17 protein-coding genes and 1 riboswitch are annotated in these 25,516 nt (G+C 40.5%); of the genes, 12 read left to right on the top strand and 5 right to left on the bottom strand.

Going from position 1 to position 25,516, the window contains the following annotated elements; all coding sequences use genetic code 11:
* Together H3Z82_RS06350 and H3Z82_RS06355 are read left to right on the top strand one after the other, a co-directional pair.
* The gene (locus H3Z82_RS06350; protein ID WP_182203814.1) at nt 1-3,033 is read left to right on the top strand and encodes an AAA family ATPase; all 3,033 of its coding nucleotides are present in this window, start codon (nt 1-3) and stop codon (nt 3,031-3,033) included.
* A 374-nt stretch (nt 3,034-3,407) separates the two neighbouring features.
* Nucleotides 3,408-6,572 (top strand): fibronectin type III domain-containing protein, encoded by a 3,165-nt coding sequence (locus H3Z82_RS06355; protein ID WP_182203816.1) that lies wholly within the window; start codon nt 3,408-3,410, stop codon nt 6,570-6,572.
* A gap of 193 nt (nt 6,573-6,765) precedes the next feature.
* Here H3Z82_RS06355 and H3Z82_RS06360 read toward each other — a convergent pair whose 3' ends face one another.
* Together H3Z82_RS06360 and H3Z82_RS06365 are read right to left on the bottom strand one after the other, a co-directional pair.
* Nucleotides 6,766-7,116 (bottom strand): GIY-YIG nuclease family protein, encoded by a 351-nt coding sequence (locus H3Z82_RS06360; protein ID WP_182203818.1) that lies wholly within the window; start codon nt 7,114-7,116, stop codon nt 6,766-6,768.
* A gap of 217 nt (nt 7,117-7,333) precedes the next feature.
* On the bottom strand, nt 7,334-8,869 hold the full coding sequence (locus tag H3Z82_RS06365) for a sulfatase-like hydrolase/transferase (RefSeq protein ID WP_182203821.1): 1,536 nt from the start codon (nt 8,867-8,869) through the stop codon (nt 7,334-7,336).
* A gap of 446 nt (nt 8,870-9,315) precedes the next feature.
* On the opposite strand from H3Z82_RS06365, the gene H3Z82_RS19510 reads away from it, so the two are divergent.
* Together H3Z82_RS19510 and H3Z82_RS19515 are read left to right on the top strand one after the other, a co-directional pair.
* Nucleotides 9,316-9,678, top strand: coding sequence for a hypothetical protein (locus H3Z82_RS19510; protein ID WP_317172435.1), 363 nt, complete (start codon nt 9,316-9,318; stop codon nt 9,676-9,678).
* A 65-nt stretch (nt 9,679-9,743) separates the two neighbouring features.
* Nucleotides 9,744-10,145: a hypothetical protein gene (locus H3Z82_RS19515; RefSeq protein WP_220459138.1), complete on the top strand. Its 402-nt coding sequence runs from the start codon at nt 9,744-9,746 to the stop codon at nt 10,143-10,145.
* A 168-nt stretch (nt 10,146-10,313) separates the two neighbouring features.
* Here the strand turns inward: H3Z82_RS19515 and H3Z82_RS06375 are convergent, their stop codons facing one another.
* On the bottom strand, nt 10,314-12,026 hold the full coding sequence (locus H3Z82_RS06375; protein WP_182203823.1) for an SBBP repeat-containing protein: 1,713 nt from the start codon (nt 12,024-12,026) through the stop codon (nt 10,314-10,316).
* A 336-nt stretch (nt 12,027-12,362) separates the two neighbouring features.
* On the opposite strand from H3Z82_RS06375, the gene H3Z82_RS06380 reads away from it, so the two are divergent.
* From H3Z82_RS06380 to H3Z82_RS06395, 4 genes are all read left to right on the top strand, one after another.
* Nucleotides 12,363-13,637, top strand: coding sequence for a ribonucleotide-diphosphate reductase subunit beta (locus tag H3Z82_RS06380; protein ID WP_182203825.1), 1,275 nt, complete (start codon nt 12,363-12,365; stop codon nt 13,635-13,637).
* Complete coding sequence (locus H3Z82_RS06385; protein ID WP_182203828.1) at nt 13,638-15,428, top strand: ribonucleoside-diphosphate reductase subunit alpha; 1,791 nt, start codon at nt 13,638-13,640, stop codon at nt 15,426-15,428.
* A gap of 346 nt (nt 15,429-15,774) precedes the next feature.
* The gene (locus tag H3Z82_RS06390) at nt 15,775-16,050 is read left to right on the top strand and encodes a hypothetical protein (RefSeq protein WP_182203831.1); all 276 of its coding nucleotides are present in this window, start codon (nt 15,775-15,777) and stop codon (nt 16,048-16,050) included.
* A complete protein-coding gene (locus H3Z82_RS06395) occupies nt 16,047-16,412 on the top strand; it encodes a hypothetical protein (protein ID WP_182203833.1) in 366 nt (121 codons plus the stop codon). The genes H3Z82_RS06390 and H3Z82_RS06395 overlap by 4 nt, the downstream gene beginning before the upstream one ends.
* A 13-nt stretch (nt 16,413-16,425) precedes the next feature.
* Here the strand turns inward: H3Z82_RS06395 and H3Z82_RS06400 are convergent, their stop codons facing one another.
* Together H3Z82_RS06400 and H3Z82_RS06405 are read right to left on the bottom strand one after the other, a co-directional pair.
* Nucleotides 16,426-17,061 (bottom strand): 7-cyano-7-deazaguanine/7-aminomethyl-7-deazaguanine transporter, encoded by a 636-nt coding sequence (locus H3Z82_RS06400; protein WP_182203836.1) that lies wholly within the window; start codon nt 17,059-17,061, stop codon nt 16,426-16,428.
* Between the two features lie 4 nt (nt 17,062-17,065).
* A riboswitch (PreQ1 riboswitch) is annotated at nt 17,066-17,110 on the bottom strand.
* Nucleotides 17,111-17,930: 820 nt separating this feature from the next.
* On the bottom strand, nt 17,931-19,427 hold the full coding sequence (locus tag H3Z82_RS06405) for an MDR family MFS transporter (RefSeq protein ID WP_182203838.1): 1,497 nt from the start codon (nt 19,425-19,427) through the stop codon (nt 17,931-17,933).
* A gap of 486 nt (nt 19,428-19,913) precedes the next feature.
* Here H3Z82_RS06405 and H3Z82_RS06410 point away from each other — a divergent pair, with 486 nt between their 5' ends.
* The 4 genes from H3Z82_RS06410 (at nt 19,914) to H3Z82_RS06425 (ending at nt 25,516) form a co-directional block, all read left to right on the top strand.
* Entirely contained in the window at nt 19,914-21,827 is a 1,914-nt protein-coding gene (locus H3Z82_RS06410) for a S8 family serine peptidase (protein WP_182203840.1), read from the top strand.
* Nucleotides 21,828-22,180: 353 nt separating this feature from the next.
* A complete protein-coding gene (locus H3Z82_RS06415; protein WP_182203842.1) occupies nt 22,181-22,762 on the top strand; it encodes a GNAT family N-acetyltransferase in 582 nt (193 codons plus the stop codon).
* Between the two features lie 176 nt (nt 22,763-22,938).
* Nucleotides 22,939-23,598 (top strand): succinate dehydrogenase cytochrome b subunit, encoded by a 660-nt coding sequence (locus tag H3Z82_RS06420; RefSeq protein ID WP_182203845.1) that lies wholly within the window; start codon nt 22,939-22,941, stop codon nt 23,596-23,598.
* 7 nt (nt 23,599-23,605) lie between these two features.
* On the top strand, nt 23,606-25,516 hold the full coding sequence (locus tag H3Z82_RS06425) for a fumarate reductase/succinate dehydrogenase flavoprotein subunit (protein WP_182203847.1): 1,911 nt from the start codon (nt 23,606-23,608) through the stop codon (nt 25,514-25,516).

The raw sequence follows: 25,516 nt of genomic DNA on the forward strand, positions 1-25,516 counted from the left end.
ATGAAAATCAGTAAAATCAGTTTTAAAAATATTCACTCCCTTCGTGGCGAACATCATATCGATTTTTTATCTGGGCCTTTGGCAGAAAGCGGACTTTTTGCGATTACTGGTGCTACAGGTTCTGGGAAATCGACCTTGCTGGATGTCATTACATTGGCGCTATATAATAAAGTCCCCCGGATAGGCTCCATCAGTAAATCGGTAATTGATCATGAAGGAGGAATTATGACCCGTAATGCCACCGATTGCTATGCTGAGGTAGAATATATCGTCAAACAAAAAACCTACCGCTCGCATTGGTCGATTCAAAGAAATCGGAACAACAATCTTAACGATAGAAAGCAGGAAATCATCGATGTGGCCACTGGTGCAATTCTTGAGAGTGGAAAATCTGCGGTGCCCGTTAAAAATGAAGAATTAATCGGGCTCAGTTATGATCAGTTTGTAAAGGCGATGGTATTGTCTCAAGGGCAATTCAGCAAATTATTACAGGCGAAGAGGGATGAACGCAATACATTGCTGGAAGATATTACGGGTGCAAAAGACTATAGAGCAATTGGTATTGCCGTGTACAGAAGATATAGAGAAGTTTTGGATTTACGTTTTAAGCATGAGGTCAGGCTTGAAGGGGTCGAATTGCTGCAAGAGGAGGATAGAAAGAAATTAACAGCTCAGGAAATCGCTTTAAATGCATCCAAAGTCAGTCAAAAAAAAGAATTGGATGCTTTAAAACTGGAGATTGAAAACCAGAAGGGCATTCTTAAACACCAAACGGTATTAGCTACAAATGAAGCCCAGCAAAAGGAGTTGATTCAAGATATCGAAAACTTCAAGAAGGAAGAAGTCACTTTAAAGAACCACACGAAATATGTGGTACATGCCCCATTGATTTCGGAGGTTGATCAAAAAGAAAAGTACCTTAAGGAGCAGACTGGAGAACTCGAACGCGAAAAGGTCAACCAAACCAACATCATCAGAGAAAAGGAGCGTCTGCTTCAAGAAGGCTCGATTTTAGTAAAGCGCGAATTGACTGCGGAAGACCTTGTCAACGCCCTGACCGCATTTAATAAAGAGGTGGTCGAACTAAAAAAAGAAGAGGATCTGGCGCGGGCAGAGGCAAAGCTGCACGAAGACACGGTCAAAAAAATCCTATCCGATGTTAATAAAGATACGCAACGCCTTCGTTGGGATTCCCAACCTAAGGTTTTTAAGGAGGGGATTCATCCAATCGAGGAAAAAATTGAAAATTTTATAGCTAAATCCCAGATCTATACTAAGGCGGCTGCAGAGGAAAAGGAAATTCAGTTTAGAGAAAAATCGCAACGGATCCAAGCGCTCAAAATAGCCTTGACCCACTATAATTCCGAATTAAAAAATAAAAACTCCAAAGCGTCCGAGTTGAAAACCTGTGGAGAGTTGGTTGAAAAATATAATGGCCAGCTCAAAGTCTTAACTGACGAATTAAAATTCTTGGAGACTAAGGTCGAGCAATTGACCAAAGCCGAAGAGCATCGTAAAAAACACCAAAGTTTGGAGGCGCACCGAACTGCTTTGGTGGATGGCGAAGCTTGTCCGCTGTGCGGCGCCTTGGAACATCCGTTTGCTATAAACGAACCAGTTTTTAATCCGCAAGAAACCCTCCTCAAATCGAAATCGGAATTATTGACCACCAAGCGTGCCTTAAAAACGGCTACACAGACCAATTGGGAAAACGAAGTAAAAAGAAGCAAGCTTTTATCGAAAGAGATTACGGAACTTAAAGCCTTGATTGCACCGCAACTCGATGAGGTTGAAAAACTCTGCAAAGCCTTAAGGCTAAAAGATATTCCTGATGCTCAGGCCCTTCAGGATTTAGAAAACCAGCTTATGAAGGAGGTGCAGCTGGTTGAGCAAGTGAAAAAGGCCTTTGAATTACGGACTTTATTGGAAAATCTAAATCAGGTTGCCAAACAGTGGCAACAGAGCACTGAATTAAAAACTGAGAAGGAAGCAAAACGAAAAAAACTTTTCGAGGGTGATGGCTTAGACGGCAAAGTTCAAAGATTACTTTCTGGGTGGTCAGCCAATCTCGAGAATATCAAAAATTCAAATCGGACCTTGGCGACTTTAAAAGCAAAACTGGAGACTGCATCCAAAGAGAAAGACCTTTTTAATAAGCAGTTGAACGCCATTTTAGACAAGGAGGCTATTGCGTCGCTGCAGCAATTAAAATCGTTTATTTTAACAGAATCACAGGCAGAGGACATCCGAAATAAAAAGAAACGCATAGAATTGCGACAGGAGCGATTAACTACAGAAAAGGACAACGCAATCAAAGAAATTGCGTTATATAAAAAGTTGATCAAGTCCGATGCTCCCTTGTCCGCTTTGGAAGCTGATTACGCCAAATTGGAAGAGGCGTTCGGTAGTTTGAACCAACAGATTGGCAGGCTAAAAACCACCTTGGAAGCAGATGCAAAAGCCAAGGAAAAACAACAAGTGCTACTTGAAAAGTTAAAAGACCTGAAGAAGGAAGAAAACTTATGGAAAACCATGAATGGGTTAATTGGCGACTCCAGTGGTAAACGATTTTCAAATTTCGTTCAGGATTTAACCCTCGAACAATTAATTGGTTATACAAATCTGCGCTTAAAAGATATGAGCGACCGCTATCTTTTGGACATCCCAACCGCAGATGAAGCCGATAAAAATGATTCTTTAAAAGTGTTTGACAGTCATCAAGGGGATGCCCGAAGATCCATTAACACTTTATCCGGCGGCGAAACCTTTATGGTAAGTTTGGCCATGGCCTTTGCGCTATCTGATTTGGCCGCAAAAAACGTCAAGATTGAATCTATTTTTATTGATGAAGGTTTTGGTACTTTAGATCCGGAGACTTTAAATCAAGCCATTACTATTTTGGAGAAAATGCAAAACGAGGGCGACAAATCTATTGGCGTGATTTCGCACGTAGAAGCCTTAAAGGAGCGGATCACAACTCAAATCCGATTGGAGAAAACAGGGTCTGGATATAGTACAATTGAGATTGTGTAAGTTTCAAACAATTTTTTGCCCTACTAAGTTTTTTAAAAAACAAAAACCCAGATTTTGATTCTAACTTTCTGGTTATAAGTTCGCTGTGTAAATTAGACCCCAGTTATAAGACGTGTAGAACATCGAATTAATCAATTTTGGTAATGATCAGTTTGGTTACAATCATGTATTTTACTTATATTGGTCGCTGATGTCTTCGTCGTTAGCATCCTTTCATCTCTCTTAGTAGTGGTGATTTCTGTTTATTCTTGGATTAAAAGTTTTTCAATATCCATTTCCCTCATTATAAACGTGTTTGATTATTTGAAGGCATTCACATGGCATTTAATCACCTGTTATTATCTCCCCACACGATAATCTAACTAATTCTATTTATGATGAAAAACTTTACTTTTTTAAGCAGTTTACTGTTGACTTTTTTAATGGCAAGTCCGAGTCAAGCTTCAATGAAGCTCTTGGAACAGATGGCACCATGTGATCCCGTAAGTGATTTTATGGAAAATTTTGACACCACAGGACGAGGTTCCGTTCCCGAATGTTGGAATACATTATTGATCAATTCCGTCCGACCTGTCACATCCCTGGGTGTACAATCAAGTAGTACATCGCCTTCGGCACCAAATGTCTTCCATTTTAAGAACAATGTGGCAAATCCAGCCGATTTCTATTTGGTTTCACCTCAAGTTAACAACCTATCTAATGCCACCCACCGTTTGCGCTTTATGGCACGCGGAAGTGAATCTGCAACTATGAGCATTGGTACCATGACTGATCCGGATGATGAAACGACTTTTACGTCCATTGAGACCTTTGGAATGATCAGTGGTGTAGATTATAATGAATATATCATCAATTTTGATGCAGGTTATACAGATACCCATATTGCTTTTAAGGTTAACTTTGGAACCGCGTACACTACCACCAACCTCTATGTGGATAACGTTAGTTGGGAACCAATCCCCACCTGTTTAAAACCCTCTGACCTAATGGTTGATAAGGTCCTAAATACCAGTGCTGATGTGTCTTGGCTTGCAGGCAACAGCAATGAAAATGAATGGTTGGTAAGCTATAGCGATGTGATTGGATTTGATCCTGAAACCGAAGGGCATACCATTTCTGTTACCGATAGTCCTGAAGTAACTTTACCTACACTGACGCCAAATACGGCCTATGAGGTATATGTGCAGGCCCAATGTAATGCCACTGAAAACAGCGTTTTTATTGGTCCAATTAATTTTCAGACCCTCTGCTCGCCAAGCCTACCATTCCATGAAGGCTTTGAGGAAGGCTACTTGCCAAGGCGGCCGTTGGACGGTTGTTGGACGCATGAGAGTATCTCAGGTACGAGCCAATGGCAAGCCGTAGATGAGTGGTATAATACTTATGCTGGAGGTTATTTTGCGCGACTTGATTATAATAATGAGAACTGGATTTTTCATAGCTTTGAGTTGACGGGTGGAACGACTTACCAGTTAAGTTTCTATGCTATGAAGAATGATGAAAACTCCGATTCAGGAAGTGTAGCAACTGTTATGGCAAGTCTTGGAACGGATGATTCGGCAATGGCAATGACTACGGAAATTATTCCGTCCACCGAAATAACTTCCGATGGCTATCAGGATATTTTTGGCACGTTTACACCAGATAATGACGGTGTCTATTTTATAGGGATAAAAGGCACGTTGAATGCTGTAAGTCATCAGCTTTTCATTGATAATATTTCATTGGAAGCGCCCAGCTGTTTCCGACCTACAAATGTAACGGTGGATGCCGTGTCGTCAGATAGCGCAAATATTTCTTGGACACCTGGAGCCAATGAAACCAATTGGGTAGTGACGTATAGTAATATTGAAAACTTTGATCCGTTAACCCAAGGCACAGCCATAGAAGTTAGCGGTGCGCCCAACCTTATGTTGACCGATCTAAACATTCATAATACCTACGAGTTTTATGTTCACTCCGTATGTAATGGTAGTGATGGAAACAGCACTTTAACGGGGCCGGAGAAATTTTGGACGGAATGCGAGGCCGTTGATAGTTTCACAGAAAACTTTGACACTACAGGTGCCGGAATGGTACCGTACTGTTGGAGGGTTGTGGGGAATGATAGTCATATTGCCAATCACGAGGAAGTTCGTGAAAATCCGACGGCACCCTCGGCACCGCATGTGTTTAGCTTCTATAGTCGTCATGATTCGTTTATGAGCAGCGCCTCTAAAACATTAATTTCTCCAAAAGTTAATAATCTCTCTGATGGTGATCACCAATTGCGGTTCACATTTAAATCGCCTATTTTTCAACCACAAGGGCATAGTTTTACCTTTTTAAGGATTGGAACGGTAAGTGGTACAGGGTATATGGCCAAATTTAAATCTATTGAAACCATCCCGTCGCCTACGGAGTTTACCGAGTATGTTGTAAAATTTGATCAAAGCTATGAGGGGGAATACATCGGTATTAGTGCATACGCCAATTATGATGGACGTGATTACTATTATTTCATCTATTTGGATGATGTGCACTGGGAGCCCATTTCGCCATGTGCAAAACCTCAAGACTTGCAGGTTGATGATGTGTCGGCGGCAACGGCAGACATCTCTTGGACTTCTAAAGGAGCGGAAAACGACTGGTTGGTGATGTACGGCAAAACAGGGGTTGATCTTCAGGATCCAAACACCTTTCAAACGCATGAAGTTAACGGAACGCCAAGTACAATGTTAAATAATCTCGAACCAAATACCGAGTATGAATTCTATGTCCAAGCACAATGTGGTGGCAGCGACGGCGACAGTGTTATCGCTGGCCCAATTACGTTTTTGACCAAGGAGAATAATGATGATTTATGTGATGCCATACCTCTAACCCTCGATGAGACTTCTGCTGCGGATGCTTTTACCATAATAAATGGAACAGTGCAACCGGACGAACCTTTTGGAGTGTGTTGGAACATCACTGATAATTTACAGACCGCTTGGTTTAAATTTGTTGCACCAACAAGTGGTAAGGTGGTTTTTAACACCATTTCTGGAACATTGGAACATTATACAATTGCTGTATATAATGCACCTACCGACTGTACTGATATGTCTACGCTTGGAAATCAGCTTTTTTGTGATGCAGAGAAGGAGGGCGTGGAATTTAGAGGCTCTGCACTGCCTGATCTTGACCAACTCACTCCAGGCGCCCTTTATTATATTCAAGTGGCGGCTCTTGGCTCAGAATCGGGCACCTTTGGTTTAGAAGTAAGCAACGGCGCTCCTTTGTCTGTTGAGGATTTTAATAAGGATGAAGCTATTCAATTACATCCCAATCCCGTAGCATCAGGAGCCTCATTTTATCTGAGCGCTGCGCAATTTGAAGGCAAAAAAGTCACAGTGAGCATCACTGATATGTTGGGCAAAACAGTTTTTACAGCCCTAACCCAATTTGATGCGAATAAAATTGCTATTCACCCAAAGAGCCCATTGGATAGCGGCGTCTATTTTGTAAGTCTAAAACAAGACGGACGAATCGTCAATAAACGCTTAATTGTTCAGTAACAATTAAATAGTCAAAGTATTAAGAACCTCGGGATTTACTTCTCGGGGTTTTTAATTTTCATTAAGATAAAATGAAAATGTTTTATTTGGTTTTTGGAAATACTTTAGTTTTCAAGTTAGGATCTTATTATTATATTAAATGCGAAAGGGAGAAAGATCCGTGTGACTTAAGGTTTTAAGACGATCAATTAATTCAATTAAACCAAACCGCATAACCTTCCCGACGAAGCTCTAAGGCAATCTGTTCTTCTGCTTCCTCGGCTTCCGCTCTGGTCAGAAATGGATCGATATGGGTGTATAAACTTGGCCTTAAATATAAACCGTATTTTTCCACGAGGTTGGCCGATAATTTATGGCCTTTTTTATTGCGATAGCCTGATTTGTGTTGAAGGAAGCGCTCTTTTGGTGTTTTGCTGGTCTGACCAACGTACAAACATTGCAGCACACCATTAAACTGTGGATTGGCCTTCCGAAATTTTGTGTTTTCTGTAAATACACGCTTGGAAAGTTCGATGACATAAATGGTATATAGTGTTTTTGCCAAGGTTCTTAAGATTAAGTCATTGTTGACGTAGACGATGAGTTTCGTGCTTGCCGATGTGGGTGTTTTTTATGGTTTTTTTTACGCTGGATAGATTTTAGTTCCTGCAAATTTGACAGACCAACCAGAGTTTCAGGATGGTTTTTTGTTGATTTTTTGGTCGGTAATATAGGGTTTATGTTGTCGTTCTTCATCTTTATTGAACCGTAAAAGATCTGTTTTATTCAGGGATTATCAATGGTAAAGGATGATTATCTTTTTCGGGGAGAAGGGCCTGTTTGTCGGCCAGTTCTTTAGCTAAGGCCTGCATCATGGATTTGAGGCGTTCTGGCTGGGTGTCCGCTAAATTTTTGCTTTCAAACGGATCGTCCTTTAAGTAAAAAAGTTCGTAGCTGGGCTGATTGCTTTCGGGATGGTAATGATAAACCAATTTCCAATCAGCCTGAACCATACTCGTGAAATAATTACTTCTATGGTCGCCATGTGGAAAATGGTTTAAAAAGATTAGGTCCCGATCTTGATTGTACTTTCCGGAAAGTTGCTGATGCAGATCAAAACCGTCAAGTGGATAGGCGGGTGGCGTTTGCACTCCGGCCACGCGATTAATGGTTGGAAAAATATCCAATATGGTCCCCAATTGGGGCTGTACCGCTCCTTGGGAAATGGGTAGTAATTGTTGGTTTTTGTTCTTGACATCGGGAGTTACCCATGCTGCAATAAATGGAACCCGCATACCGCCTTCCCAATGATTTCCTTTTTTACCTTTTAAAGGGGAGGAGCTGCTGTAATTATCTTCAATAGGAAGTGGGGCATCCGATCCATTGTCGCCTAAAAAAATCAGAAGAGTGTTTTCTCCAATTCCCAACTCTTTGACGTGTTGCATAATATCTCCGAGAGATTTGTCAATGCCTTCAATAAGCGTGGCATAAGCTTGAGCTTGATCTGAATACCCCGAATTCTTATAATGATCGGCAAAACGCTTATCGGAATAAAACGGAGCATGCACGGCATAATGTGACATATTGAGAAAAAATGGTTTACCGTCTTTTTTGGCTTCGGAAATGGCTTGATTGGCTTCCAACGTTAAGGCTTCAGTTAAAAAGATGTCTTTCCCGTGGTATTTTTCAAGTCCCGGAACGGCCCTGCTTTTATTACCGCCCGTATGGCCAAAGCCTTCGGTACCCAAATAGCTGCCCGGCTGCCCAATAGAACTGCCTGCAATATTGACCTCAAAACCAATGTTAAGCGGATCTTCGCCTTCGCTATCAAACGGTCCAAAATGCGCTTTGCCCACGTGAATGGTTTTATAACCGAGCGTTTGTAAAAGTCGGGGAAGGGTCAGAGATGCCTTGGTCAAGCCTTTCCAGTTCCACGACGAGGGCCCATAAGTAGTACGATTGTCAGACTCTGAACGAATCCAGTTGGTCACTCCGTGCCGTGCCGAATTTTGTCCCGTCATTATCGAGGTACGTGATGGCGAACAGACCGAATGTGCATAAAAATTAGTAAACCGAATGCCTTGTGCGGAAAGGTTTTCCATGTTTGGGGTGATGTAAAAATCGTTTAAAGGATAAGAATGTGGCTGGCCGGCAGCATCGGTCAAAAAAGGGACCGAGGTGTCCATCAGGCCCATATCGTCAATTAAAAACAGAATAATATTAGGTGGGGTAGCAGGCTCCGATTTTTTTACGGCACAGCTTTGAAATCCCAAATAAAATAACAAAAACAATACTAAGAGCGGGGAAATGCTGCGCATGGTGCAAAATTTAAGTTAGCGAAAGATAATCCGTAATCCTGTTAAAAAGATGCTACCAAAATTAAGCTTTTTACGCCTCTTTACAAAAATGGACTAAGTCTACCTTCCGTTGGAAAAATAATGGTTAAAAGATATCCTGGCTCTGTGAACCTACTTTCTATACTATGCATGCTTAATGCTTTTGGAGGCGTAACCTTGTCTTTTCGTTACGGAAAAAAATACTTATGTGTTGCATTTTTTATGAGTAACAACCACGTTTTATATTAAGTTTAATTCAAAATTATAGCATGTACTACAGAAAATAGCGTGGTAAAGACTTTACTTATCGCAACGAAAACGGTGCTACCGTCAAAGTTGGAGAGATCCGGGATTGGATCAAACGCTTGGTGATTCCATCTGCATGGAACGAGGTATAAATCAATGCAAACACTAAGGCCGATTTGCTGGTGACTGGGCGGGATGACAAGGACCGAAAACAGTACATTTATCCACCCGATTATATTGAACATCAAAATGGCGAAAAATTAGATAGGATTATTGCTTTCGACGATCAGTTGGAGCATATGAGGCGGGTGACCGGACAGCATCTGAGACAGAGAAAGTTCTTTCGCTATAAAGTTTTAGCCACCATGCTCCGGTTGATGGAGTCGGCATTTTTAAGACCGGGCAGTGAGGTTTACGCCAAAGAAAACCAATCGTACGGCCTTACCACCATTCGGAACAAACATTTAACAATAAATGGCGACGAGCTTATTTTTTTCCTACACAGGAAAGTCGGGGAAAGAACAGGAAAAACACGTGGTGGATAAAAAACTTGCTAAAATAGTCAAAGCCATTGACGACATGCCCGGGTATGAGATCTTGAAGTACTTGGATGAAGATGGTAACATTGTGGACGTCAAAAGTGACGACCTTAATTCCTATTCGGGAAGTCATGGGAGAGGAGTTTTCGGCAAAAGACTTTCGCACTTGGGCCGGTACGATGATTGCTGCCATTGCTTTGGGCGAATTGGGTGTGGTGGAAGAAAGCGACCAAAAGTTATTGGACAAAAACATTAAGGAGGCCGTTAACCAAGTGTCAGAACGCTTGGGCAATACGCCGGCCGTCGCCCGTAGTTCCTACATTGATCCGCGTATTATCGACGACTATTTAGAGGGTCGTACGCTGCATTATTTTGAAAAGGAAATCCAAGCCTTGCTCAAAGATGCCGAAAACCTGTCCAAAGAGGAAATTGGGGTACTTTGTATGTTGCGTAACCGTTTGAAAAATAAATAAAACAGAGCGTTTCATAACTTTTATGCGTCTCTTTCCATAAAACGTAAATCCCGAAAAAATTTTTAACAAAGTGTGATATTAGTAGGCCAATGGACAACCTGGAACCACTGGCTCAAATAAACTACCTTAGACGATTGTTAACAAATTAACACATTCTTCTTTAAAAAGTTAGTGTCTTAAAATGCGGACCGTTGCTTTCTGGTTTTGTGAATTGGTTAATTCCAGAAGATATATTCCGGCGGCATGTTCAAGTTGCAATTCTAGGTATTTCGTATTTCGAAATTCTTTTTCCATTAGCATTTTACCGGTCACTGAAAACACTCTTGCTTTCATTGCTTTTTGAACAGATTTAAATTCAACCGCAAATGCACCTTTTGTAGGATTGGGATGTATTACGAATGTTTCAGATAGCGAATTTTCTAAAATGTTTAGTTGAGGTTGACCGAATTTCTGAACGAATAGATCCGACAATTCTCCACCGTCAATAGTATGGTTTCCCGTGCTAGGATCGAAATCTAAATCACCTCTAAAAGATCCCGTTGTGTAGAGGTTCGCACTTGCATCAATGGCAATCGAACTGGCCCGCCCATCACCCATACCACCAATTTGTGCAACCCACAAAAAGTTGCCATTCCTGTCCAGTTTTTGAATATACATGTCAAAAGCTCTGGCGGATGTTAAATACGAAGTTCCAGCACCAGGGTCGAAATCTGCAGTACTGGTAAATAATCCAAAAGTGTAAACATCTCGGTTGGAATCCACAGTAATAGACCGTCCATAATTATTTCCCGGGCCCCCAATTTTTTTTGCCCATAGTAAATCTCCGTCGTTTGTGATTTTTTGGATGAAAGTGTTATAATAACCTTCAGCCTCCAAAATTAAAGTTTCAGTTCCAGGATCGAAATCTACCGAACCGTTAAAACTCCCGGTAAGAATTACATTATCATCGCTGTCAACTGAAATCGCTTCGGCAGAGTCGCGTTCCAGACTTCCGAAACGATGTGCCCAAAGGAAATTTCCATCGGAATCAAGTTTTTGGATAAAGATGTCTCTTCTTCCCTCGGAGGTTAAAAGATGGGTTGCCGTCCCTGGGTCAAAATCGGCTGTGTCCCGAAAATATCCGCCAGTAAAGACATTCCCTTTTGTATCGACGGCTATGGAAAAACCCTCGTCATCGTCAGTACCACCCATTTGTTTGGCCCAGATAAAATGTCCTTCCGGATCCAATTTTAAGACAAAGACATCTTCTTCGCCAACAGCGGTTAGATTCGCAATTCCGGATCCCGGATCGAAATGGGCAGTGGTGGAAAAACTTCCTGTGGCATAAATATTTCCGGCGTCATCTGTAGTGACAGCATTGCATTCCTCGCTTTTTGGACCTCCCATTTGCTTTACCCAAATAAAATTCCCGTTAGGATCTAGTTTTAAAATAAATACATCGCTTTTACCTGCTGATGTTAATGTCGCCGCTCCGACGCCGGGATCAAAATCCACCGTTCCTACAAAGTAACCTGTACTGATCAAGTTTCCTATTTTATCAATAGTGATTGACGTTCCTTCATCAAATCCTGTGCTCCCCATTTGTTTTACCCAAAGGAAATTGCCGTCACGATCTAATTTTTGAATAAATATATCATCCTGACCCGCAGAGGTTAGTTCAGCTTTGACGTCTCCCAAGCCAAAATCGATCGTGTCAGAAAATCTACCAATGGTGTACACATTGCCATCGGCATCGGAGGTGATAGCATTGCTATTAATGCGGCCCCGCTCCGCTCCAACAGTATGCTTTACCCAAGTAAAGGTTGGAATCTGAGCCGATAATGGGGCTATACCTATAAAAGTCATTAAGGTAAAACGTAGTAAAATAATTTTAGTTCTCATGGGTTAATTTGTTAAAAGTGAAATTGAGTTGTTATTAGTATTTTATAAACATCGTATAGATCTAAAATGTCATCATGATGATGTTTGAATTCAAAAATTTCAATGCTTTTAAAATGTGATATTTCAACTTATTGAAGCAACTATGAGCACATTATTAGATTAATTTTGTTTCAAAAATAGCTGTTGGTTTTTAGAGGTTACAGCCTTAATTTTTTTCTTTCTATTATCAATTGTTGATAACCATTTGACAACAATTTTTACTATGCTCTAAAAGTCATCTATAAAATAGGCATCTTTACACTTCGAGATTTTTTCTAATTTTTAGCACTTATTTGTATGGAGATTACCCAGGTGATTAAAAGGGATTTTGCCACAAAACCCTTTCATTTACAAAAGATTACTGATGCGATATTGAAAGCGATGACCGCTGCAAACCATGGAGGGCCGGAAGATGCACAACGCATATCTGAAACGGTCTATAAAGCACTTCTAGAACGGAAACGTCAGGATGGGAACTATATTCCTACCGTAGAGGAGGTTCAGGATTTTGTGGAAACAAAATTGATGGAAAGCGGATTTTTTGATGTTGCAAAAGGCTATATACTTTATAGAAATCAACAGACCCAAAGACGTAAACTAAACATCTTTGAAAAGCGTATCAATCTGAAGCCTTACGAGTATCCTGCACTCTATGAATATGTGCCAGCCATCCGACATTCATATTGGATCCATACCGAATTTAATTTTACAAGTGATATTCAGGATTTCAAAACGCGTTTGACGGAAGTGGAGCGCAGTGCTATCAAGAACACCATGCTTGCCATCTCACAAATTGAGGTTGCCGTTAAGAGTTTCTGGGGAGATATCTATCACCGAATGCCAAAACCGGAAATTGGTTCCGTAGGCGCCACATTTGCCGAAAGTGAGGTGCGCCACCATGACGCTTATTCCCATCTCTTGGAAATCTTAGGTCTGAATGAAGAATTTAAAACTCTTAAGAAAAAGCCAGCCATTATGATGCGGGTCCAATATTTGGAAACCGCACTTAAAAACGCCAAAAGCGAAGATAATAAGGAGTATGCCGAATCGGTTTTGTTATTCTCCCTCTTTATCGAGCATGTCTCATTGTTCTCTCAGTTTTTAATCATTATGGCCTTTAATAAGCATAAGAATATGCTAAAAGGAATTTCTAATGTGGTAGAAGCAACTTCTAAGGAAGAGCAAATTCACGGCGATTTTGGAATTGATCTCATTAAAATAATCAAAGACGAAAATCCAGATTGGTTTGATGACAGCTATAACACGATGATTCAGGAAGTCTGTAAAGAAGCTTTTGCATCTGAAAGCAGGATCGTGGATTGGATTTTTGAAGATGGCGAGTTGGACTTCCTCCCAAAAGCCGTGGTTAATGAATTTATTAAGAACCGATTTAACAATTCCCTTGAGAGCATAGGGATAGCAAAAATATTTGAGATAGACGAAAGCTTGATTGCACAAACAGAATGGTTTGATGACGAGATTATCGGGACCAAGCATGGCGACTTCTTCGTGAAACGCTCTATCAATTACAGTAAAAGAACTCAAAGTATAACCAGTGATGACCTTTTTTAAATGAACAATCTGAACCAAACCCTCGACACACAAACATCAAAAACAAATTTAGAAACTGACAACCTTGTAAACGCTCGAAAAGAAGCGCTCCAAAAAAAGGAAGAATCAAAATCACAAGGTTTTGAATGGCTTAATGAGCATAGCCGTAACTTTTTGGCCTCTGGTTATCTAACGCCAGGTGTTACCGCTGAAGAACGTATTCGTGAAATAGCCGATAGAGCCGAACAAATTTTGGGTATCCCTGGATATTCGGATAAATTTTATGGCTATATGTCTGAAGGGTTTTTCTCTTTGGCATCGCCAGTTTGGTCAAATTTCGGAAAGAAAAGAGGCCTTCCCATCAGCTGTTTCGGATCGCATATTGGTGACGACATGGGCAATATTCTTTATACACAATCTGAAGTGGGCATGATGTCTAAACTCGGAGGAGGAACTTCAGGGTATTTTGGGAAAATCCGTCATCGTGGTGCTGAAGTAAAAAATAACGGACAAGCGTCTGGTGCCGTACATATCATGCAGTTGTTTGAATCTATGGTAGATGTTGTGAGTCAAGGATCTGTGAGACGTGGTCGTTTTTCACCATATTTGCCGGTGGAGCATCCAGACATCATGGAGTTTTTGGAGATAGGTACGGAGGGGAATCCTATTCAGGAACTGACCCACGGTGTGACGGTCACTAACGAGTGGATGGAAGAAATGATTGCTGGCGATGAAGCAAAACGTTCTATTTGGGCTAAAGTGCTTCAACGAAGAGGCGAAATGGGCTATCCTTACATTTTCTTTAAGGACAATGCCAATACTGGTGCTGCCGATGTTTATAAGGACAAAAATCTTCCGATCTATGCCAGTAACTTATGTACGGAAATTATGTTGCCGTCCAATGACGATTGGTCTTTTGTCTGCGTGCTTTCCTCCGTGAATTTATTGCATTATGATAAGTGGAAAGATACGGATGCGGTAGAGACTATGGTCTATTTCTTGGATGCAGTGATTACCGAGTTTGTTGATAAATTGGAAACTTACCGTGATTCTGATAGTAGAGAAGACCGACAAACGTTTCTGTTTATGGAACGCGCCTATAACTTTGCCAAGGACAATCGTGCCTTAGGTCTTGGTGTTTTGGGCTGGCATTCTTTGCTACAGTCAAAAATGTTGCCATTAAACAGTCAGGAAGCCTATAACCTGAACAGTGAAATCTTTAAGGTGATTCAAGACAAATCATATAAAGCTTCAGAAGAGTTGGCAGAGAAATTTGGAGAACCAGCAGTTCTTAAAGGCTACGGCAGACGGAATGCTACGTTGAACGCCATTGCGCCAACCACATCATCGGCGTTTATTTTGGGTCAAGTATCACAAGGTATTGAGCCGATTTGGTCCAATGTATATGTGAAGGATATCGCAAAGGTGAAAACCACGATCAAGAACTCCTATCTGGAGGAGCTATTGGAAGAGAAAGGTTATAATAATGTGGAAGTTTGGAGAGATATCCGTAACAACGATGGCTCTGTACAGCATCTTGATTTCCTGACCGATCACGAAAAGGATGTGTTCAAAACCTATTCGGAAATTGACCAATTGGACTTGATTTATCAAGCTGCCAACCGTCAGAATCATATTGATCAGGGCCAATCAGTAAACATCATTGTGCATCCGGAAATGCCGGTTAAGGAGATCAATAAAATTCACGTTACCGCTTGGAAATTGGGATTGAAATCACTTTACTACCAACACAGTATGAATGCTGCGCAGAAGTTTGCACAGAAGAAAGACTGTGCGAGTTGTGAGGCTTAAGAAATGATGGTTGTTAGTTGATACAACCATAATAGAAATATTATATAAACACAGGTTCAATAACAATTGAACCTGTTTTTTTTTGCTACGGAATTAAAAAATTGAGTAACGTAATTTTTGCACTTGTCAGGTGGCATTGAGGTGTTTGATCGTTTCATTCTAACCCACATGAACTTCAGATTGGACCGTAAATGGACTTGAAATTTAAATTAGAACGACAATAGGCTCATTGGTTTTACGCGTGTCTCAGTAATCAAAATTTCTTGTTATAAAATGTTAAACAATAGCTTAATTGGTATGCATCGTAAATAATTATTTGTATTCTTGTAAGTTGAATTCTATAGGGATGTCAGAGGAGATAGAAAACATAAATAACACACATAACAAATCGGTTTCAAAGTTGGACGATGCCACTTTGGCTTCTGAAAACAGCGCAACCGCAAATGAATCGGCACCTGATTTAAAGACGAAGCCAATAAAGAAGGCGTCTTTTTCTGATCGGATGAAAAATCATCGATTTTTTCTTGTTCGTGGCATTTATTACATCTTCTATTCAATTTGGGCGGTGGTAATGGCCATCGGGATGTTCATTGCGTGGTTGATTGCCATGCTTTTTATATGATACGACTTCTTCCTTTAAAGCGGTTACATATTTATGTGTTATTGTCATTAACCGTGTTTTTTGTCGTACAGACTTCAAAATACTATTCTATTGCCGGTCCGGCTTGGGTTTTCCATTATCTCAATGATTTCTTAGCAATTCCAATAATTGCCACAATAGGCTTGCACGGAGTTTGGTTGATTAAACAGGATAAGACCTTACGATTAAATGGTTTTACCATTCTTAGTTTGGTAGTCCTGTATTCCGTTGTTTTTGAGTACTATCTTCCACAACAGGATGAGCGTTATACGGGCGATATATGGGATGTGGTCTGTTACGGTTTGGGAGGGCTGGTATTTTATGTATTGCAGAAAATAGAGTAGCTATTATTTAGCCTTAAAGGTTCCTTTCCTTTAATTTTTTTGTCACCCGATCTAAAATGACTTTATAAAGCGGAAGGAAAAACAGCGCGCTAATGATGATTTTAAAAATAAAATCGACGGTAGCAATTTCGACCAAATTTTCTGCAAGATAGGTGTCTGATGTTTTGTAAAAGGCAATAAAGAAGAATGTCAGAGTGTCCATAAAATTTCCAAAAATCCCGGAAGCCAATGGCGCATGCCACCATTGTTTATGCTGCCGAAGTTTATTGAACACAAACACATCCAAAATCTGCCCCACCACATAAGCCGCAAAACTGGCAATGGCGATTCGTGCCACAAAAAGATCAAAGCTGAGTAAGGTGTCAATTCCCAGCCAAGCCCCTTGGCGAAAAGCAACGGTAATAAAATAGGAAACGGCCAAGGCTGGAAACATGGCATAAAAAACAATTCGGCGTCCCATTTGCGCTCCAAACAAACGTACGGTTAAGTCGGTGGCCAAAAAGATGAACGGAAAGGTAAACGCACCCCAAGTGGCCTTGAAACCGAAAACAGAGATTGGAAACTGTACCAAGTAATTGCTAGACGCAATAATAAGAATATGAAATCCGACCAGTAATAATACCAGTAGCGAGTGTTTTATAGAGGACATAAATTTTTTCTTAGTTTTTTAACGTGGGAGAATTTCGAACCACGTCCCATTTTATATGGAAAATTGAGGGCGCAAGATAGGCACTATTTCGGAGGTTTTAGCTGGAAGGGGAAGTAAAGTTATGAGTTTAGAGTTCAGAGTTCAGGGTTTTTCAGTAGGCGGTCGGCTTTCATCCTCCGTCAGCTGTCATCTGTCATCTAAAGTTCAAGCCCATCAATTTTCCAGCTCCACTATGTTATGTGGACAACTTTCTGTTTTGCAAGGTTCTTTCTGCGAAAATCCGCGTAATCTGCGAGAGAGAAATAATTTACATTCTGTGGCCAGTTTGTCTGTATTTCCGTCCCCTGTCATCGGTCATCTGCCATCTAAAGTTCAAGTCCATCAATTTCCCAGTTCCATTATGTTAAGTGAACAGTTTTCTGTTTTCTCAGGGTTCTTTCTTCGAAATTCCGCGTAATCTGCGGGAGAAAATTAGTTATATTCTGTGTCCAGTTTTTCTGTACTTCCGTCCCCTGTCATCGGTCATCTGTCAACTAAAGTTCAAGCCCATCAATTTCCCAGCTCCACTATGTTACGTGGACAACTTTCTGTTTTCTCAAGGTTCTTTCTGCGAAAATCCGCGTAATCTGCGGGAGAAAAATAAGTATATTCTGCGTCCAGTTTGTACTTCCATCCCCTGTCCTCGGTCGTCTCTCATCTAAAGTTCAAGTCCATCAATTTCCCAGTTCCACTAAGTTATGTGGACAACTTTCTGTTTTTTCAGGGTTCCTTCTGCGAAAATCCGCATAATCTGCGGGAGAAAAATAAGTTATATTCTGTGTCCAGTTTGTACTTCCGTCCCCTGTCATCGGTCATCTGTCATCTGCCATCTAAAACGAATCAATTTTCCCAAAGTGTTTCGGAGTGAGCAATAAAATAATGAGCGTAAGCAGCCCCACGGTCAATAAGCCAATATAGACCGTATGTGTGGAATCGAAAAATGCATGTTGCAGATAGCTCTGAACGCTATCATCTGAATGTGCAGATTGCAATACCTCTACAACCTCATTGACTTTGGGTAGCGTGCTTTGCAAACCTTCTGGAGCCTCAGTCATTTTATCAAATAACACCGAATTGAAAATAGCGGCAAAAATGGCAGCGCCTAAACTTTGGCCAAAATATCTCGAAAACATGCTGGCGCCTGTCACAACCCCTCTTTTTCCCCAGTCTACGGTCGATTGCACGCCAACCATCAAAGGCGTAGAGATCAAACCAAATCCGGCACCCATGAGTAGCTGGATAGCCACCAACGTCCATACAGCACCCGGGTAAGGCATAAACAGAAAACTGGCCACAGCGATAATCACAATGGAAATACCGCACAGCGCAGTGTTTCTAAACCCGATCCGTAAATACAGTCTACCCGAAAATGATGACGATATTGGCCAGGTGATACTCATACTCGCCAGAATAAAACCTGCCATAATCGCCCCAACGCCAATGACCGATTGGGCAAAAACAGGTAAGAACATATTGGGTCCCATAGTCATACAGCCCATGCCTATGGTAGCCAAATTGGCACCCACAAGAACGCGCTTTCGCCAGACCCATCTCGGTAGGATGGGACTTTCGGCGCGCGACTCGATTTTCATGGTAATAAACACTAAAACGGCAGCAATTCCGGTGAAAATTAGGGTCTCATAAGAAATCCAATCCCAAGATTGTCCCCCTTGCATCAGTCCGAACATGATAAATCCGCCCGTGACCAATAGCGCCAAAGCACCAAGCCAATCGATTTTGGCATATTTAATCGGTTTGTTTTCCTTGAGAAATATGCTGATCATAATAATAGAACCAATCCCAACGGGAATATTGATCAGAAAAATCCAACGCCAAGAGGCATAGTCGGCCAAGGCACCACCTATGGTTGGGCCCATAATCGCCGAAACGCCCCAAACACTGGAAAGCCAACCCTGGATTTTTGCGCGTTCTTCAAGTGTATAAATGTCGGCAGCAATGGTATTGACCGTCGCCATAATGGCACCTGCACCAACGGCTTGCAGGCCTCGAAACACAATCAAGCTAATCATATCCCAAGCCCCGGCACAAGCAGCAGAGCCTAAAAGGAATACAATGACGCCATAAATAAGGATGGGTTTGCGTCCGTAAATATCGGCGAGTTTCCCGTAAATGGGAATCGTAATAGTTTGGATCAGAAGATAAATAGAGAATAACCAACTGAATAATGAAAATCCACCCAAATCGCCCACAATTTGCGGAATGGCCGTAGCTACAATGGTATTGTCCATGGCTGCTAAAGCCATGGTTATCATTAAAGCCGCTAATATCCAGCCTCTACTTTTTTGGCTTTGGACGTTGTCAGTCATGAAATGAATTCGTATTAATTTATTTCGCGCAAAGTTAAAACTTAATCGAACAAAGGCTGGCTCTTATCTCTTTATTGTTTGTGATGAAATTTGACATTGGATTATTTTTAAACATGAGCTTAGCTTTTAATTTATAGGGCATTTGGAAGTTACTAACCTTAAAGACCAAATATAGCCATCATAACATCTGGAAATAAAAGTACTAAGCAGGTTGTAAGTAGGAGTTATTGCCCGAAAATAAGGACTCAAGTTTCAGTGCTCCATATTGCCTCGCTAAAAGAAAATTATCTAAGTCGCATAAAGAAACATGAAGAAATGTGACCCTTGATGCTGACATTTTAAATAGTCTGCGATGCTATAAAAATAAGCAGTCCTTATTCCAATTTTGAAATAATGATTTCGAGGAGTTGTCCATTAATTAGGGATAGATATTATGAACCTTAAATGAAGCCAAACGTATCACTAACATATTTTAAATCAGACATTATGAATTTAAAGTTTTACATTTATGGACTCTTTATTATGAGTTCCTCACTCTTAATGGGTCAAACACAGGCTGAGAGGGCCAAAATCACATCAAATTATGACAGAGGAAAATCGGCAGAAGTCATTCGATACCTTGAAGAAGCGCATGCTGAAAAACAAATTAGGATTCAAAACTATTTGAAAAGTCTGTCCATCCATCAACGTTCAAACATTGATGTCGGGGCTATCAGAGAAATAACTTTGGATGGCAAGCCATTATACTATACTTCCCATAATAGTGTTTCTGCCCAAACCATAAGAGTTGATAGATTAAACTCAGATGGCGCCTTAGGTTTAAATTTAAACGGACAAAATATGGTTGCAGGTGTCTGGGAAGCGGGTAAGGGCGTTCCTAGTTTTAGACATTTTGATTTAAATGGTAGAATATCATATTTTGATAATGACGGTAATTTTGAGCTGCATGCCACTCATATAGCTGGAACCATAATGAGTTCCGGCGAAAATAGTACACCCTTAAATAGTGGACGGGGTATTGCTTATGAGGCTAGTGTTATAGCTGGAACTTCCGATAATGACGCAGCAGAAATGGCCGAACAAGCTGGCCTTGGCTTGTTGGTTTCTAATCATGCTTATGGTTACCTTGCTGAAGATTTGAGTTTATGGCAATTTGGAGCATATACCGATGAGTCTTATAAATTTGATTTAATTGCTCATACATATCCTTATTATCTCCCTGTTGTTTCCGTAGGCAACGATCGAAATATTTATGTGATTATTAATCCAACTAAAGACGGTTACGACTTATTATCTGGAAATAAAATTGCAAAAAACGTTATTACCACTGCTGCGGTTGATCAAGTTCTGAGCTATTCAGATTCGACAAGTGTGGTAATTGCAAATTTCAGTAGTTGGGGTCCCACTGATGATGGACGAATTAAACCTGATATTTCGACCCAGGGAACTAATGTGTTGTCGTCTTCAGACTCATCAAACTCTGCTTATAAAAGATTAAGTGGTACGTCAATGGCATCTGCGGCCACAACAGGGCTCTTATTGCTGCTGCAACAGCATTATAATAATTTGAATTCAGAATATATGTTAGCCGCTACGGCAAAAGGCTTACTGCTCCACACTGCAGATGAAGCAGGCCCTTATCTAGGTCCTGACTATAAATTTGGATGGGGTTTGGCCAATGGAGAAAAAGCGGCGCAGGCGATTTCTAATACTACAGTAAGTTCTCATATTGAGCAATCTACCCTCAACGATAATGAATCTAAAACATTTTATGTAAAAGCCTTAGGGAATGAACCTTTAATGGTTTCAATGTCGTGGACAGATCCAGAAGGCGTTGTAGTGGATGAGCTTCTTGATGACAGAACCCCTGTTTTAGTAAATGATTTAGATGTGAAAATGACCAGAGATGGTACAGATTACTTTCCGTGGAAATTAAATGCTGAGAATCCTTCGGCAGCAGCAACACGAAATTCTACAAATGATGTAGATAATTTTGAGAAAATTGAAATAGACACGCCGATTGTGAATGGTACCTATACCGTAACTATCAATCATAAAGGATCACTGACTAATGGCTCGCAAAACTATAGTCTTATTATTACTGGTGGTATTCCTGTTGAACTGGACGTTTCGAGTTTTTCTGTCAAAGAATTTGTAATCTTTCCTAATCCAAGTAGTGGGGAATTTACAATCAGGTTAAATTCTAATGTAAATAGTAATGATGCTATTAAAATAGATGTTTACGACCTTAGCGGACGTCTGATATATAATAATACATTCGATAATGATTCTGCTAAGTTTACTAAAACTATATACTTAACAGGTGTGTCCTCTGGTGTATATATAGCTAACATCACCAAAGGAAGTGCTATGACATCTCAAAAAATTGTGATTCAATAAAGACTTAAACAGTTTTTATTATAAAGACCAACACTTACGAGCTGTTGGTTTTTTTATGGGTAATCTACGAGGTATGTAACGAATTGTCTTTTCATTTGAGGTAACCTTGGCGTATTAAAAACCACTGGTGGGTATAAACGCATTTTAGAATCTATTATCGAATCTTACATCTTTGAATGAAATCTGATAAAATTGAGGATCATAATTAAACAATGCCAATAGGCCTTTAACCATCGAAGCGATGAGGGCAGCGTATCTACAAAAAATTATAAATTCAAAAGATTATTTTTATGTCCTGATGCGATAAAATCCTTGAATTATATAGTTATATTCATCTACATTTTCATGCCCACATGATCAACTATACTACGACATATAGAAATATGGCCGATTTGAAAGGTATTTGTACTTTGCAAAAAGCCAATTTGAAAAAGAATCTATCAGATCAGGAGATTGAGACCTATGGATTTGTGACGGTAGACCATAGCCTTGAAATGCTTGAAAACTTAAATGCCATTGAACCCCAAATTGTGGCAAAAGACGATAAGGAAGTTGTTGGGTATGTGCTGGCGATGACAAAACAATCAAAGTCTGATATTCCTATAATTCTCCCGATGTTTGAGGAGTTCGAGAAAATCGATTATAAGGGTCAATTGGTATCCGAATATAATTATATGGTTGTTGGACAGGTTTGTGTCCACAAAAATTACAGAGGCAAGGGCGTTTTTGAAAAGTGTCTTCAACTTTATAAAGATACATTTGCCAATCGCTATGACTTTTGCATCACGGAAATCGCCTTGACCAACCATCGTTCAAGAAATGCCCATAAAAAAGTGGGGTTCAAGGAAATCCATATTTATACAGATTTGTATCAGACCCCATGGGTCATTGTGCTATGGGATTGGAACGATTCTAATGTCAATACACAAGAATAAATAAATATTCTCGCAAAAGAGCCCTGCTAATCGGTGTTTTCGACAGGAGATGATATTTATCACTTTATTTTGTTATGAAAATTTCTATTTTTAGAAAGTCCAACACAGATCTAACGATTTACAAATGAAATATATCAGGCCTTATATGGCTACTAATTCGCATAAAACTTCCACTTATGAGCATGTTTTTTAGAAAAGGTGTAATTGCTACGACAGGTTTGTTTCTATGTATCTTTTTACTTGTTCATTTGTCGGCCAATGCACTCTTGTTACTTCCTGAGGAAACGGCGAGAGGTTTGTACAATTCATATTCAGCAACCTTAAGAGAAAGTTTGATAATCTCGGTAATTGCCTACTTAATTTATCTGTCCATTATATTGCATGTGATATATTCAGCCATCGTAACTTATAGAAATCGAAAATGCCGCATTGGAAAATATGCTGTGAACCGTAAAAGTGAATACAGTACTTGGGCGTCTCAGAATATGGCCGTTTTGGGAACGCTTATATTGATTTTTATTGTGGTCCATTTGGCTAACTTTTGGGCCAGGGTTAAATTGGGAATCGGTGAGCAGGTAGGTGTGGATAGCAATGGTAATACCGATGTATATGAGGTGGCATATCTGTTGTTCAACAATATTTATTATATGCTATTTTATGTCATTTTGATGATTCCTTTGGGATTTCATCTTCATCATGGCCTCAAAAGTGCTTTTAAAACCTTAGGTTTCTATCACAAAAAAGGACTTAAAATACTCGCTTCAGTAGCGCTCATCTATGCTATTATCATAAGTGTCGGTTTCGGAATTATTCCTTTAATTGTTTATTTCAAATAGTAACTCTATGACTCTAGACGCGAAAATACCTGAAGGGAAATTGGAAGACAAATGGAAAAACTATCAGGCGACCTCCAATTTGATCAATCCAGCCAATCGAAAGAAATTAAATATTATTGTAGTGGGATCCGGGCTTGCCGGAGCTGGAGCTGCCGCCACTTTAGCGGAGCTCGGTTATAATGTGCAATGCTTTTGTTATCAGGATTCCGCACGCCGGGCACATTCCGTGGCGGCTCAAGGAGGTATCAATGCGGCAAAAAACTATCAGCATGACGGCGATAGTGTGTGGCGAATGTTTTACGATACCCTAAAGGGAGGCGATTTTAGATCTCGTGAGGCAAACACCTATAGACTTGCAGAACTTTCGGCACCGTTAATTGATCATTTTGTGCAACAAGGCGTTCCGTTTGCCCGGGAATATGGTGGCGTTTTAGAGAATAGGAGTTTTGGTGGTGTACAGGTAAAACGTACGTTTTACGCTAGGGGACAAACTGGACAACAGTTGGTTTTGGCAGCGTATTCTCAATTGTCTAAAATGATCCGCGCCAAAAAAGTAGAAATGCTAGCCAGGCATGAAGTACTTGATATTGTTCTTATTGAAGGGAAAGCGAAAGGTGTGATTGCTAGAGATCTAGCCACGGGCGAAATCAAGCGTTTTGTGGCGGATGCCGTGGTGCTTGCCACGGGTGGTTACTCCCGAGTTTTTAGATTATCAACATTGGCTGTCGGTTGTAATGGAAGTGCAATTTGGAAAGCCCATAAAAAAGGCGCCTATTTTGCTGCACCTAGTTTCACCCAGATCCATCCTACGGCGCTCCCCCAAACCAGTAAAGCCCAATCAAAATTGACCTTGATGTCAGAATCGTTGCGAAATGATGGTCGGATATGGGTGCCGAAGAGAAAGGATGACGGTAGGAAAGCAAAGGATATTCCCGAAGAGGAGCGCGACTATTATCTGGAACGACGTTATCCAAGTTTTGGAAATCTAGCGCCTAGAGACATTGCTTCACGCGCAGCTAAAGAGCGTATTGATGCAGGACATGGGGTGGGACAATTAAAGAACGCTGTATATTTGGATTTTAAACATGCTATTGAGCGGTTGGGAAAAGATACCATTGAAGAGCGGTACGGGAACTTATTTAATATGTATGAAAAGATCACAGGAATTGATGCCTACCACGAACCCATGACAATTTCACCTGCCGCGCATTTCTCAATGGGCGGCCTGTGGGTTGATTATGAATTAATGACTAGTATTCCTGGTTTATACGCCATAGGCGAATGTAATTACTCTGATCATGGGGCCAACCGTCTTGGCGCCAATTCATTGCTTCAAACCAGTATTGACGGCTATTTTATTCTACCAAATACTATTAATAATTATCTCGCAGGTGAGTTGGGGGCGAAACATCCAGGAGCGGACCATCCAGAGTTTATGAAGGTTGAGAGTGAGGTGCGTGATTTGATTAAAAAGATTTTGGAGGTTTATGGTCATAGAACTGTAGATGATTTCCATCGTGAATTGGGCAAAGTAATGTGGCATGAATGTGCTATGAGCCGTAACAAGGCAGGTTTGGAGAAAGCCATTGTCCAAATAAAAAATATCAAAACAGAATTCTGGAAGAATGTAAAAGTGACAGGACAAGCTAACGAAATGAATACGGAGTTAGAAAAAGCTTTGCGTCTTGCCGATTTTATCGAGCTCGCTATCTTGATGTGTACAGATGCTTTACAGCGCGACGAATCATGCGGAGCCCATTTTAGGGAAGAATATCAAACCAACGAAGGAGAAGCCCTGCGAAATGACGACGATTTCGCCTACGTCTCCGTTTGGGAATATAACAAGGGGGATTTTAAATTGCACAAGGAATTCTTGGAATTTGAATATGTGCAGCCCACAGTAAGAAGCTATAAATAA

It is taken from the genome of Gelidibacter maritimus, from assembly GCF_014062315.1.
Lineage (GTDB): Bacteria > Bacteroidota > Bacteroidia > Flavobacteriales > Flavobacteriaceae > Gelidibacter > Gelidibacter maritimus.

Excerpts from the sequence above, each read along its gene's own strand:
- H3Z82_RS06420 (WP_182203845.1), top strand. The coding sequence starts at position 22,939 with ATGAGCATGTTTTTTAGAAAAGGTGTAATTGCTACGACAGGTTTGTTT.
- H3Z82_RS19515 (WP_220459138.1), top strand. The coding sequence starts at position 9,744 with ATGAAGATGGTAACATTGTGGACGTCAAAAGTGACGACCTTAATTCCT.
- H3Z82_RS06365 (WP_182203821.1), bottom strand. The coding sequence starts at position 8,869 with ATGCGCAGCATTTCCCCGCTCTTAGTATTGTTTTTGTTATTTTATTTG.
- H3Z82_RS06375 (WP_182203823.1), bottom strand. The coding sequence starts at position 12,026 with ATGAGAACTAAAATTATTTTACTACGTTTTACCTTAATGACTTTTATA.
- H3Z82_RS06395 (WP_182203833.1), top strand. The coding sequence starts at position 16,047 with ATGATACGACTTCTTCCTTTAAAGCGGTTACATATTTATGTGTTATTG.
- H3Z82_RS06425 (WP_182203847.1), top strand. The coding sequence starts at position 23,606 with ATGACTCTAGACGCGAAAATACCTGAAGGGAAATTGGAAGACAAATGG.
- H3Z82_RS06380 (WP_182203825.1), top strand. The coding sequence starts at position 12,363 with ATGGAGATTACCCAGGTGATTAAAAGGGATTTTGCCACAAAACCCTTT.
- H3Z82_RS06355 (WP_182203816.1), top strand. The coding sequence starts at position 3,408 with ATGATGAAAAACTTTACTTTTTTAAGCAGTTTACTGTTGACTTTTTTA.
- H3Z82_RS06350 (WP_182203814.1), top strand. The coding sequence starts at position 1 with ATGAAAATCAGTAAAATCAGTTTTAAAAATATTCACTCCCTTCGTGGC.
- H3Z82_RS06390 (WP_182203831.1), top strand. The coding sequence starts at position 15,775 with ATGTCAGAGGAGATAGAAAACATAAATAACACACATAACAAATCGGTT.
- H3Z82_RS06415 (WP_182203842.1), top strand. The coding sequence starts at position 22,181 with ATGATCAACTATACTACGACATATAGAAATATGGCCGATTTGAAAGGT.
- H3Z82_RS06400 (WP_182203836.1), bottom strand. The coding sequence starts at position 17,061 with ATGTCCTCTATAAAACACTCGCTACTGGTATTATTACTGGTCGGATTT.
- H3Z82_RS06385 (WP_182203828.1), top strand. The coding sequence starts at position 13,638 with ATGAACAATCTGAACCAAACCCTCGACACACAAACATCAAAAACAAAT.
- H3Z82_RS06410 (WP_182203840.1), top strand. The coding sequence starts at position 19,914 with ATGAATTTAAAGTTTTACATTTATGGACTCTTTATTATGAGTTCCTCA.
- H3Z82_RS06405 (WP_182203838.1), bottom strand. The coding sequence starts at position 19,427 with ATGACTGACAACGTCCAAAGCCAAAAAAGTAGAGGCTGGATATTAGCG.